The sequence below is a fragment of the Acidobacteriota bacterium genome (genome assembly GCA_035529075.1).
Lineage (GTDB): Bacteria > Zixibacteria > MSB-5A5 > GN15 > FEB-12 > DATKXK01.
Genome location: DATKXK010000016.1, coordinates 35818 through 47895 on the forward strand (window position 1 = coordinate 35818; position 12078 = coordinate 47895).

At 59.0% G+C, this 12078-nt stretch carries 11 protein-coding genes; 9 read left to right on the forward strand and 2 right to left on the reverse strand.

Features of this window, described 5'->3' with window-relative positions:
* The first annotated feature begins 5 nt into the window (after positions 1-5).
* Together VMY05_11140 and VMY05_11145 are read left to right on the forward strand one after the other, a co-directional pair.
* Positions 6-707 (forward strand): rhomboid family intramembrane serine protease, encoded by a 702-nt coding sequence (locus VMY05_11140; protein HUV31628.1) that lies wholly within the window; start codon positions 6-8, stop codon positions 705-707.
* Between the two features lie 230 nt (positions 708-937).
* The gene (locus VMY05_11145) at positions 938-1324 is read left to right on the forward strand and encodes a hypothetical protein (GenBank protein ID HUV31629.1); all 387 of its coding nucleotides are present in this window, start codon (positions 938-940) and stop codon (positions 1322-1324) included.
* Between the two features lie 110 nt (positions 1325-1434).
* Here VMY05_11145 and VMY05_11150 read toward each other — a convergent pair whose 3' ends face one another.
* A complete protein-coding gene (locus VMY05_11150; GenBank protein ID HUV31630.1) occupies positions 1435-2475 on the reverse strand; it encodes a hypothetical protein in 1041 nt (346 codons plus the stop codon).
* Between the two features lie 334 nt (positions 2476-2809).
* A complete protein-coding gene (locus VMY05_11155; GenBank protein ID HUV31631.1) occupies positions 2810-3076 on the reverse strand; it encodes an RNA-binding protein in 267 nt (88 codons plus the stop codon).
* A 357-nt stretch (positions 3077-3433) separates the two neighbouring features.
* Between VMY05_11155 and pta the strand changes: the two genes are divergently transcribed.
* The 7 genes from pta to rnr all read left to right on the forward strand — a co-directional run bounded on the left by pta (position 3434) and on the right by rnr (position 12029).
* Positions 3434-5683 (forward strand): phosphate acetyltransferase, encoded by a 2250-nt coding sequence (pta, locus tag VMY05_11160; GenBank protein ID HUV31632.1) that lies wholly within the window; start codon positions 3434-3436, stop codon positions 5681-5683.
* A 311-nt stretch (positions 5684-5994) separates the two neighbouring features.
* A complete protein-coding gene (locus VMY05_11165) occupies positions 5995-7023 on the forward strand; it encodes a rod shape-determining protein (GenBank protein ID HUV31633.1) in 1029 nt (342 codons plus the stop codon).
* A 169-nt stretch (positions 7024-7192) separates the two neighbouring features.
* On the forward strand, positions 7193-7753 hold the full coding sequence (locus VMY05_11170; protein ID HUV31634.1) for a sigma-70 family RNA polymerase sigma factor: 561 nt from the start codon (positions 7193-7195) through the stop codon (positions 7751-7753).
* Positions 7750-8316, forward strand: coding sequence for a hypothetical protein (locus VMY05_11175; protein HUV31635.1), 567 nt, complete (start codon positions 7750-7752; stop codon positions 8314-8316). The genes VMY05_11170 and VMY05_11175 overlap by 4 nt, the downstream gene beginning before the upstream one ends.
* A complete protein-coding gene (locus tag VMY05_11180) occupies positions 8316-8984 on the forward strand; it encodes a hypothetical protein (GenBank protein ID HUV31636.1) in 669 nt (222 codons plus the stop codon). The genes VMY05_11175 and VMY05_11180 overlap by 1 nt, the downstream gene beginning before the upstream one ends.
* A 64-nt stretch (positions 8985-9048) precedes the next feature.
* The gene (locus tag VMY05_11185; protein ID HUV31637.1) at positions 9049-9588 is read left to right on the forward strand and encodes a Spy/CpxP family protein refolding chaperone; all 540 of its coding nucleotides are present in this window, start codon (positions 9049-9051) and stop codon (positions 9586-9588) included.
* A 272-nt stretch (positions 9589-9860) separates the two neighbouring features.
* Complete coding sequence (gene rnr, locus VMY05_11190; GenBank protein ID HUV31638.1) at positions 9861-12029, forward strand: ribonuclease R; 2169 nt, start codon at positions 9861-9863, stop codon at positions 12027-12029.
* Positions 12030-12078: the final 49 nt, after the last annotated feature.

The following is a 12078-nucleotide window of genomic DNA, read 5'->3' on the forward strand; positions in this document are numbered from 1 at the left end:
GACCAGTGTTTATACCGATCAGGGATGATCAGCCGACCTCTCGGACGCCGCATCTCACCATCGGGCTGATATTCATCAACACGGCGATTTTTCTCTACTCGCAGACCCTGGGCGCGCAGGGGCATTCCGTTTTCGTGACGTATTTCGGTTTCACGCCGCTGTACTACCTGAATTTCGGCACGGAGTACATCGGGCCCACGTGGTACTACGTGACGCCGCTGACGTCGATGTTTCTTCACGGGGGCTGGATACACCTGATCGGCAACATGCTCTTCCTGTGGATTTTTGGCAACAACATCGAGGATTATCTCGGCCCGGTAAAATTCGTCTTCTTCTACGTTATATCCGGGCTGGCGGCGGTGGCGCTGTACACGCTGTTCAACCCCAATTCACCGGTGCCGCTGGTGGGGGCCTCGGGGGCGATCGCCGGGGTCATGGGTGCCTACATGGTGCTGCACCCGAGGGCGCGGATTACGGTGCTTATTCTGTTTGTGTTCATCTTTATCCGGCAGTTTCCGGCCAGGGTAGTCCTGGGGCTGTGGTTTTTCTACCAGATCCTCATGTGGCTGGCGGACAGCTCCACCGGGGGCGGCGTGGCGTGGATGGCGCATGTCGGCGGCTTTATTTTCGGTTATCTGGTTCTAAAGACCATCTTCAAGATTCGCGGCGGTCCGAGACAGCGCATCCAGCGCGTACAATGGTGGTAAACCGGGACCGATACGGTCCTTCCGGGCTGTCCGCCTTCAACTGCGTACAATTGCACTCCTGAACCACGTTCCGGGTATGGGTCCCGGCCCACACGACTGTCCGTATCCCCTTGGCCGGCAACCGGCTGGGTCTGGGCGTGAGAGACGGCTGTCGGCGTTAAGAAACCGCGCCGACAGACCGATAAAACCAGAAATGGCGTAAATCCCCGGCAAGACGTAAGGAGGCCGTGATGGCGAATAACAAACGGTGGCACTTTCTGAGTTTCGAAGACCTGGAGGCGAAGTACAACGACGGGTACTTCGACTGCGACGACGTCGCGGAATTCACCGATCCGATCGTTCTCGACTGGTGCGCGCGGCTTGATGACTGGGCGCCGAAAGTGGCGCTCTGCTTTAACCGGCATTCCAGCGCCGTGACGCTGGACAGGATATCGCAGCACGAGATGCCGGAACTGAGACGGCTGGTATGTTACCACAGGAGCTGTTCGACCGAGACCATGGAGCGGCTGCTGGACGATGGCGACAAGTTTGTGCGGGACGCCGCGCTGGAGTGTCTGGAGAAGCGCGGAGTGGGCCCGACGTGGCGAAAGCAACGGCGCGTGAAGGTGAGACGTTAGAGAGTAGCAGCAGAAACGCCTGCTAAAACGGCGGCCCGCAAGGCCGCCGTTTTTTTTATGTACGGCGTCGGCGGTGCACGTGAACCGGTGCCCGGAGACCACGCAAATGACTATGGAAACGTCTGGCAGGTCAGATACGTGCCACAGGTTCCAAGGTCCAGGCAAATGGAAGCCGTGACGGCATCGGCCTGGAGATCATAAAGCATACCGAATGGGGAAAAGTGCTTGAATCCAATCAGGTAGCGTCCGTCTGGGGTTATGACCAACTCCTGGCAGACAAAACCGATACGGTAACCCAAACACCGTCCCTCGGCATAGGTCGAATCTACGGTCCGGTTGGTGATATCGTATGTAAAGAATGCCATAAAACAGGCATTGTCACTATTGAGTTGACCGGGACTCGAGAAGTAGACATAGCTGCCCTGCAGTCCAAGCGTCATCTTGCCAAAGCCCGGTATGAGAATCTTGCGGAAGACAAATGAGTCAGCGGCGACATCGTAGACATCAAACCAGAACATATCATGCATGATCCGCCGGTAAAGAAAGAGAAACTTCTCATCTAATGAGGCCAGTATCTGGAATGTCTGATACCCATCAGGGAGGCATGTCCGGGTGACTGCGTGCGTGGTCAGATCCAACCGGTATACATACTGACAGCCCTGGTACGCACCCGTTGCATAAAAGCGTCCCCCGTCGGCGCTGAAGCATCCCGTGGTGACCGCATCGGTATCGTGATAAACGACCGCGTAGTCGCTGGTTCGCAGGAGGTAAAGGTCGCCTGTGGAAATGACCAGGTGCTGATTGTCGGGTGAAACCGTCACGGGCCCCCTGCCTGGGTACGGCAGTTCGCCAAGGACGGAGTAGTCGGAGGCATCCAGAATGGTCACCGTATCGCTCCGTCTTATGTACAGCCGCTTGCCGTCAGCCGCGACATCGAGGTCCGACGGATGTAGTGCCTCAGGTGGCAACGTGTCCAGTCTTCCTGTGGCCGCGTGGTAAGCCAAGTAGTGTGAGGCCCGATCCCACATGTACACGATGTAGTCTTTAGGCGGCGTGGTCGGAGCTGCAGGCCTGTCGTCGCCACAGCCGGCCCAGCCACCCACCAGGGCCGGCACGATTACCGCGACGAATTTGGAAGTCTTCAGTCTCATAACGAAAACAGCCCCGGTGAGAATACGTGGTGCCCACCCAGAAAGACGCAGGACGACACTTGTCCGTCAAACGGGAAATCGATATGGAATCACATTTTTCTTGCGACTGTCAGAAACTGTCAGTGAACGTTCAACTGCCGTGTGTGGGGATGTGTTAGTACATTCGTTGTGTCGTGCGGCGGGTGCGCTGATGCTGCACGTGCAGCTTGTGTGAACGCTCTTCTCCGGCTGTAACGTCCAGGTCGGTTATGTCAACGGTCGGCAGATAAAACAGAGGAGGCGGAACCCCAGGGGGGTCCCGCCTCCGGCAAGCTCATATCGAAGCTTCTCGGTACTAGTACCTTTGATAACCCCGATCCGCCTTGTCCTTCGGCGGCCGCGCCTCGTCGACCTTGATGGTGCGCCCGGTGAACACGGACCCGTTGAGTTCCTCTTTCGCCTTGGTGGCCTCGCCGGCGTCGGACATTTCGACAAAGCCGAAGCCTTTGCCCTCGATAATGTTGACGTCGCGGACCTGACCGTAATTGGCGAACAGTTCGGTCAACTGCTCACTGGTGACGGAATAGCTGAGGTTACCTACGTACAGTCTGTTACCTGCCACTTCTACCTCCGAAAACTGTTAATCCACGTCCAACAATGCTTCTGTCAGAGGTAGAAGCAGGGTAACGATTCTAACCTCTCTACGGAAAACATCATCAAACACTGCTGCCCCGGCACGGGGCCTGTATACCAGTAAACTACTTTCCGGGAGATTGTCAAGTACAAACGTACTGGCGGGTTAGCTCCCGGTGGGCCCGGCCGGGGGCGGGGCAGCCGAGCCCGGTTAGGTAAACGGTAGATAAGTAGGTATATTCTGTGCCGTATTGCGCGAACCGCTTGACGAGCGGGAGCCAGAGCATATATTGACTTTGTGAAAAAAATAACCAATTGGGAGCGCGTTTATTAGGAGCGTGAAGCTATGTATACCAAGCAACAAGCCCTCGATTATCACTCGGTGGGGAAGCCGGGCAAGGTGGAAGTATGTCCCACCAAGCCTTGTGTTACCCAGCTTGACCTTTCCCTGGCGTACACCCCCGGCGTAGCCGTGCCCTGCCTGGAGATACAGAAGAACCCGGCTGAGATCTACAAGTACACGGCCAAGGGCAACCTTGTGGCGGTGATCAGCAACGGGACGGCGGTGCTCGGACTGGGCAATATCGGAGCCGCTGCGGGCAAGCCGGTGATGGAGGGCAAGGGGGTGTTGTTCAAGCGCTTTGCCGATATCGACGTGTTCGACATCGAGTTGGACACCCTGGATCCCGACGAGGTTATCAGGTGCTCCCAGCTTTTGGAGCCCACGTTCGGCGGGATCAACCTGGAGGACATCAAGGCGCCGGAGTGTTTCTATATCGAAGAAACGCTGAAGCGGACAATGAAGATTCCGGTCTTCCATGATGACCAGCACGGCACGGCGATCATTTCGGGTGCGGCTCTCATGAACGCCATGGAGCTGGTCGGGAAGGAAATGAGCAAGGTGCGGGTGGTGTTCTCGGGTGCTGGGGCGGCCGGGATCGCGTGCGCCAAGCTGTACTGCGCTCTCGGGGTCAAGCATGAGAATCTCGTCATGGTTGATTCCAAGGGCGTGATGTACGAAGGGCGCGGCGATGAGTACAACAAGTACAAGACGGAGTTCGTTCGCAAGACGGATCTGCGCACGCTGGCGGACGCCCTGGTGGACGCCGACGTGTTTGTCGGTGTTTCGACCAAGGACGTGGTTTCGAAACAGATGGTCAAGACCATGGCCAAGGATCCGGTTATCTTCGCCATGGCCAATCCCGACCCGGAGATAACGTATCCCGACGCCGTGGAGGCGCGATCCGACGTTATTATGGCTACCGGCCGTTCGGATTATCCCAATCAGGTCAACAACGTGCTGGGGTTCCCGTTTATTTTCCGCGGGGCGCTGGACGTGCACGCCACCGCGATCAACGAGGAGATGAAGATTGCTGCGGCCAGGGCTCTGTCAAGCCTGGCCAAGCAGGACGTGCCCGAAGAGGTCGCCAAGGCTTACGGCGGAGAGCACTTCAGGTTCGGCCGGGATTACATCATTCCCAAGCCGTTTGACCACCGTGTCCTTATCTGGGAGGCCTCGGCGGTGGCGCAGGCAGCCATGGAGACGGGCGTGGCGCAGCGTCCTGTCGACATCGAAGAGTACCGGCAGCAGCTGGAGACACGGATCGGCAAGGGCCGGGTTTTCATGAACGTCATCGCCGACAAGGCAAAGAAGGAACCGCGAACGATCGTCTTCCCGGAGGGCAACTCGAGCCGCATCCTGCGAGCCGCGCACGTCGTCCTGGAGCATGGGATCGGCCAGCCGATAGTGCTCGGCAACCTGGAAGAGGTGCAGCGGGCGGCGAAGGAGCACGAGATCGAACTGGACGGCATCAAGGTTGTCGATCCGGTCACGTCACCCAAGCGGCAGGAGTACGCGCAGAAGTACTACGAGAAGCGTTGCCGCAGGGGGGTCACGCTTGACCAGGCGACCTGGAAGATGCGCGACCGCACCTATTTCGGCATAATGATGCTGGAGATGGGGGACTGCGACGCCGTGCTTTCGGGCGTGACTTCGGATTACGCGGCCACGGTTCGCCCGGCGCTGGAGATTATCGACCTGCAGGAGGGCGTGACCCGGGTTTCCGGGCTGTTCGCGATGGTGCAGAGGGACAAGCTCTACCTGTTCGCCGACACCACCGTGAATATCGACCCGACTCCCGAGGAACTGGCCGAAATCGCGATCTGCTCGGCGCGGGTGGCCCGCGGGTTCAACATGGAGCCGCGCATAGCCATGCTCTCGTTCAGCAATTTCGGTTCGGCCAAGTACCCCGAGTCGATCAAGGTGGCGAAGGCGACCGAGATCGTGAAAAAGAGGCAGCCGGACCTGGTCGTCGAGGGTGAGATGCAGGCCGATACGGCCCTGATGCCGGAGTATATGCAGCGGCACTACCCGTTCTCCAAGCTGACAGAAGCGGCCAATGTCCTTATCTTCCCGGACCTCAACTCGGGCAACATAGCGTACAAGCTGGCGCTTCGCATGGGTGGGCTTCAGGCAATCGGCCCGATCCTGATGGGCCTTTCCAAGCCGGTGCACGTGTTGCACCGCACCCTGGACGTCAACGAGATCGTCGACATGGCGGCAATCGCAGTGGTGGCCGCCCAGCAGAAGAAGTGACGACGCGCGGCGTGAAGCTGCAGCGGAATCGTTGAGATGGCAGCACGGCAGAACCCGACCGGTCCTGCCGTGCTGCGTATGGGGGAATAGACGTGCCGCTTGGCGCCACGGGCCGCCGAATACCGCCGGGGCGGCCATCGTGACCCCGGGTTGACCGCCCAGAGAGCGCGGTGTTACCTTTTTTGTTGCCCCGGAGGCGCGTAACCGCTAAACTTATACGGTCCTTCATTCGATATAGAGAATATTGGACACGGGTCGCGCCTCGCACGCGGCCTGATAAGGAATAGGACAGTACAGTAAAGGGATTTACCTTGGGCTTCTTTGATATGCTCTCGAACGACATTGGCATCGATCTTGGTACTGCCAACACACTTGTATACGTCCGGAAACAGGGAATCGTGCTCAATGAGCCATCCGTTGTGGCTATTGAAAAAAGCTCCGGCAAAATCCTGGCCATCGGTTCGGCCGCAAAGGAGATGACGGGTCGCACGCCGGGCGGGATCGAGGCGATCCGGCCCCTCAGGGACGGCGTGATTGCCGATTTCGAGATGTCCGAACGTCTGATCGCAGACTTCATTCGTCGCGTGGTCAAGCACAAATACCTGATGAAGCCGCGTGTCGTGATATCGGTACCGTCCGGGATCACGGAAGTAGAGAAGCGGGCCGTGCGCGATTCCGCAGAAAACGCCGGGGCGCGCGAGGTGTACCTGCTGCAGGAGCCTATGGCGGCGGCGATCGGCGTCGGCCTGGCGGTGGACCAGCCCACCGGCATCATGATCGTTGACATCGGCGGCGGAACCTCGGAAGTCGCGGTCATCGCCCTTAACGGGATAGTCCACGATACGTCGATTCGGGTGGGCGGCGACGAGTTCAACGACGCAATCATCAACTATCTCAAGAAGAACTATAACCTGCTTATAGGTGAGCTGACGGCGGAGGATATCAAGATCAAGATCGGTTCGGCTTACCCGCTGGATAAAGAGCTTTCCATGGAGGTCAAGGGTCGCGACCTCGTGGCCGGGGTGCCGAAAAACCTGAACATCTCGTCAGTGCAGGTACGCGAGGCGCTTTCCGAAACGCTCGACATCGTGGTAGAGGCGGTTCGTCAGACTCTCGAGATGACGCCTCCCGAACTGGCTTCCGATATTCTCGATCGCGGGATTGTTCTGACCGGCGGCGGGGCGCTTCTTCGCGGGTTCGACAAGCGGTTACGGCAGGAGACAAATCTCCCCGTCAACGTGGCCGAGGATCCGCTTACCTGCGTGGCCAGGGGCACCGGCAAGGTCCTGGAAAACTTCAGCCAGTATCCCAAGGTTCTGGAAACGAGCCGTCGCAACTGACCTTGCGACCGGCGCGCTGATTCAAACGCTGCGGGCAGCAGTACAGGCCGCCAAGCTGCCGGCGCGTCCCGGCCCGGCTGACGTACCGGTGTCCGGGCGTCACCAAAAGACGACAAATCCCATTAATCCTCTTGCCGTCCGGGCTGTCATACTTGTAGAAGTTTAAATCATGGCGATGTTACGTGATGCGGCACTGAATGAACTCGTAGAGCGGGCGGTCGGGGGCGATAAGGCTGCTTTCTCCCGCATCGTGAGGTCTATGATGAAACCGGTAGTGGCACTGACATACAGAATGACTCAGGATAGAGAAAGCGCCATCGATCTTGCCCAGGATGCATTTGTGGCCGCCTGGGAGAACCTCAGGTCGTTCCGGGGTGAGGGAAAGTTCGAAAGCTGGTTGTTCGCTATCGCCTCGAAAAAGACCCTGAATTTCCTTAAACAGAAGGCCGTTCGACGATCTGAAGACCTTTACGAGGACGAGATCGAATTGACGGCCGAGGGCAATCCGGAGACGGAACTGGAGACGAAGTCCCTTCGCGAGGAAGTGCTGGCTTTCGTGAAGCTGTTGCCGCCCCGGCAGCGGCTGGCGTTCAACCTGCGGTTTTATCAACAGATGCCGTTCGACGAGATAGCCAGGGTTACCGGTGCGGCAGTCGGCACGGTGAAGACCAATTACAGGGAAGCGGTCCGAAAGCTGCGCGACTTCGCGCTGAGAAAAGGCTGGCGATGATGACCTGTCGGGAATGCCAGGACGAGATCCTGTTGCATGCGGGCGGGGGGATTTTGCCGGCTGAAGTCCTGCAGCACCTCGGTTCATGCCCGGAGTGCCTCAGGTTCCGCCAGGACGTCGCCTCGGCCGCAACTCGCCTGGTCGATGCCGGGCCGTTGCTGCCGGACGATCTTGATGAAGACAAGTTCGTGAGCGAGGTTGAAAGAAGACTTGAACAGGCGGCGTCGCGTTCGCAGACGTGGATCGGGCGGCGGCGCTACGTGGCTGCTGCTGCGGCGGTCGTGCTCGTGGTCGGCGCGTCGCTAATCGGGTTATGGATGGCTCGTTCAGGGCGCGTGGGGACGGCGGCAGGTTTTGAGGCGACCGGTGCAACGACGCAGGCCTCGCTTTCGGCCCTTTTCGAGGATGAAGTAGACCGGTTTGATAACTCCGTCTTCGAGTTGATTCTCTCTGACTTCGTGGCTGAGCGCCATTTCGAGGCAGGCGGACTGCTTCTTGATGATCTGAGCGAAGAAGAATTGAGATATCTCGAAGAGAACTTCGACGTGGGAGAATTGCTGTGATGGTGCGCGTGCTTGTAGTCGTGTTAGGCCTGCTGCTGGTGGGCGGGACATCAGCACTCGGGACCGGCGATCCGTCGTCGCCGGGTGATGGTAAACTGGAGACTCCGGATACGCTGCTGCCAGGAGAGCCGTCACCTCCGCCCGCCGAGTGGCTGTGGCAGTTCGCGCAGGAGGTCGAGGCCCAACGTGATCGCGAGGTGCAGGCCGGCCTCCAGGAAAAGCTGGCGCGACGCCAACGTGAGATGGGTAAGCGTCGCCAGCACCTCGAGCAGTTTCGCCTGCTGAAGCTGCTGGAGCTTCTCGATCTCGAGGAAAACCAGGAGGAAAAATTCATCCGCGCGTTTTCCCGAATCCGGCGCGAGATAAGCGAGGTCGACTATCGTCGACAGGAGGTAGTCGGTCGTCTGGCGCGCACCTTGGGGGAAGAAAGCCCTGATCAACGTGAGCTGGACAGACTGATCGGCGAGGTGATTCAGATAAACGAGGAGAAGCAGAAACTGGGTCAGGAATTCCTCAGGGAGAGCCGCGGGTATCTGACGGCCGTGCAGGCGGCCAAGTTCGTGATCTTCCAGGAAAGATTTGAGTACGAGTTGCTCGAGAAGGTCAAACAGTTCGAGGAGCGCACTCAGAGACGACGCAAGCAGGGGGATACGACCGGGACTCCGTGAGAGCAGCCGAAGAAGACACAGGCAATGATATACAACTAACACAAAGTAAAGGAGTTGGTGAACAATGAAGAGAATGTTGGTGATTGTGCTGGCCCTGGCCGTGCCGGCGCTTGCCCTGGCACAGCCCGGCGGGACGACTCCCGAAGCAGCCGGACGCGGGCACGGACCGATGCATTGCCTGCAGAAGGCCGGGCCGGGTGCCCGAAGCATGGGTGCGGGGATCGGTCACCTGCTCGCGCTTGGTGACGAAATAGGTATTACCGATGAGCAGCGGGCAGGGTTGAAGGAATTACAGACGCGTTTTCAGCTTGAACGCATCGATAAGAAGGCACTAGTAGAGAAAGCACAGGTTGGGCTGCACGCCTTGATGCGTGAGAGTGACGCCGCCGAGTCCCAGGTGATGCGCGCCATAGACGAGCTCGCTCGTCTGCGCGCCGATATGCAGAAGATGCGCTACACGCACCGAAAACAGGTGGAAAGCACGCTCACCGCAGAGCAGGTCGCGAAGCTCAAGGAACTGCGACAGAAGCGGCACATGGAAGGACGCGAGAAGATGCGCAAGAAAACGGACCAGGAGCGCCGAATGCCCCATGGCGGCCGTTAGCCTCTGCCGTACCGTAAATACCGGAGCCCGCCGAAAGGCGGGCTTTTTTTTGCCGGTGCGGCCGGCCGGTTTGTAAGCCTGCTCCAGATACCGGGAGCGGGGCGCTGCCTGATGGGCTGGCGGACGGTGGTCCTTAGCTTTACTGTGCCACGGGAGTATGTGATCACGATAATGTCTTGTTTGAAAGCAAGTTAGACAGATTCCTCTGCCATTGTGGCTGGATTCTGGCAGACTCGCTTGACGTGCGCACTTGATCTGGCTATCATTAATCCATGCGCCAGGACCCTGACAGCATACTGCGGTTCATTCAGTCCAAGTCTGATCATCCCATGAAGGTCAAAGAGCTTGCGCGGGCACTGTCCATCGAGCAGTCCGATTATGGTCGGTTCCGGCAGGCGGTGGGAAAGCTCGTTGATTCGGGAGATCTGGTCAGATTGAAACGGGGCCGCATCGGGTTGGCGGACCAGATGAACATCGTGGTCGGAAGAATCTCGGTCAACCGATCCGGGACGGGCTTCGTCGAAAGAGAAGGGGACGAACAAGATATCCTGATCCCGAAGACGGAACTGCAGACGGCCCTGGATGGGGACAGCGTGATGGTGCGTCTTACCGGCCGGCCGGTCGGCCGCCAGGCCGGTACGGTGATCAAAGTGATGGAGCGGGTGCAGCGCAATATCGTGGGTCTGTTTCACCACGGGCGCGGGTATCTCTACCTCAAGCCGGACAACCCGCGGATTCATCGCGACATCTATATTCACCCGGACGACAGCCTGGGCGCCAGGGACGGGGAGAAGGTGGTGGCGGTCCTGACGGAGTGGGAAGATTCGTACCTGAACCCACAAGGTAAAGTAACCGAGCGGCTGGGTTACCCGGACCAACCCGGTGTGGACATGCTTGCGGTCATCAGGAGTTACAACCTGCCGGAGAAATTCTCGCCTGAGGTGCTCAGGCAGGCCGAGCGCGCCGCGGCCGTCGACACGAGCGAGGAAGAAGCGCGAAGGCTTGATTTGACCGCGGAATGTGTCTATACGATCGACCCGGCCGACGCCCGGGATCATGACGACGCCGTATCGGTGGAACGGACGGCGACCGGCTATCGGCTGGGCGTGCACATAGCGGACGTGTCGTTCTACGTGAAAGAAGGCACAACGCTGGATACCGAAGGCTTTGAGCGGGGCAATTCGGTTTACCTGCCGGGGATGGTCGTTCCGATGCTGCCGGAGGTACTGTCCAACGACGTATGTTCGTTAAAACCGAACCGGCGGAGGCTGGCGTATTCGGTTTTCATCGACTTCGACCACAAGGGAAAGGTGCGCGAGTGGCGGCTCGCGGACACGGTCATCCGGTCCAGGGCCAGGTTGTCGTACGACGAGGTTCAGGAGTTTTTCGACAGCGACGTTGCCACGAAACGCATCAAGCGCGTGGCTGACAGCCTCAGAACGGCGCGTAAGCTGGCCCGTTTGCTGGCCGGGAATCGGTCGGCTGAAGGTTCGCTGGATTTCGACCTTCCGGAGGCGAAGATCATTCTGAACGAAAAAGGGCAGGTCATCGAGTTGGGCAATCGCGTGCGCCTGGAGTCACATCGACTTGTTGAAGAATTCATGCTGGCCGCCAACCGGGTTGTAGCCCTGGAAGTGTTCCGGAAGGCCCAGCCGTTTCTCTACCGTGTTCACGACCGGCCGGACCTGGAGAAGGTCCAGGCCTTTTCGGACATGATGCGCCGGCTCGGGCACCAGTTTCCGGTGTCCAAGACGATCAGGCCGGTCCAGTTCGCGAGGTTCCTGGAGAAGGTCAAGGATGCTCCGGAGGGGGATTTCATTAACGAGTTGATGCTTCGGTCCATGAAGAAGGCCGTTTACCAGCGCAAGAATATCGGGCATTTCGGGCTGGCCTTTTCGCACTACACGCATTTCACTTCCCCGATCCGCCGTTACCCGGACCTGCTCGTGCACCGCCTCCTTCGTAAGCTGAAACGGGATCGCTATCCGGTGGCCTTCGGCCGTCGGGTGGGCACGGTAATCGATCACGTCGGGCGGCAGTGTTCCGAGACGGAGCGTAACGCCGAGGCCGCCGAGCGGCAGGCGGTGAGAGTGAAGCAGGTGGCATACATGGCGCGGCACCTCGGAGAAGAGTACGCCGGCGTCATTTCGGGCACCACGCCGTACGGGTTCTTCGTTCGTCTGGACGACATGGGCGCTGAAGGAATGGTGCGGATGTCGCTGATCGACGATGACTATTACCAGTATGACGAGAAACAGTACCGCATAATCGGCCGACGCACCGGGCGCAGTTTTCGCCTCGGTGACGCCGTCCGTGTCCGCGTCGTCAAAGTCGATACGGAACGCAGCGAAATCGACCTGGAGGTCGCCCGGCCGGAAAGCAAGCCTCCGGCGACGGCGACGAGAAAAGCGAAGGTCCGAAAGCGCCGCCGCGTGCGGTGAGCGGGGTCCGGACTTCGCAGTTGCACGGGGCCCGGAAGAGAAGAGACGC

What these genes read in the sequence shown, in the direction of transcription:
- VMY05_11180 (HUV31636.1), top strand. Translation starts at nt 8,316, where the DNA reads ATGGTGCGCGTGCTTGTAGTCGTGTTAGGCCTGCTGCTGGTGGGCGGG.
- VMY05_11170 (HUV31634.1), top strand. Translation starts at nt 7,193, where the DNA reads ATGGCGATGTTACGTGATGCGGCACTGAATGAACTCGTAGAGCGGGCG.
- VMY05_11150 (HUV31630.1), bottom strand. Translation starts at nt 2,475, where the DNA reads ATGAGACTGAAGACTTCCAAATTCGTCGCGGTAATCGTGCCGGCCCTG.
- VMY05_11185 (HUV31637.1), top strand. Translation starts at nt 9,049, where the DNA reads ATGAAGAGAATGTTGGTGATTGTGCTGGCCCTGGCCGTGCCGGCGCTT.
- pta (HUV31632.1), top strand. Translation starts at nt 3,434, where the DNA reads ATGTATACCAAGCAACAAGCCCTCGATTATCACTCGGTGGGGAAGCCG.
- VMY05_11145 (HUV31629.1), top strand. Translation starts at nt 938, where the DNA reads ATGGCGAATAACAAACGGTGGCACTTTCTGAGTTTCGAAGACCTGGAG.
- VMY05_11175 (HUV31635.1), top strand. Translation starts at nt 7,750, where the DNA reads ATGATGACCTGTCGGGAATGCCAGGACGAGATCCTGTTGCATGCGGGC.
- rnr (HUV31638.1), top strand. Translation starts at nt 9,861, where the DNA reads ATGCGCCAGGACCCTGACAGCATACTGCGGTTCATTCAGTCCAAGTCT.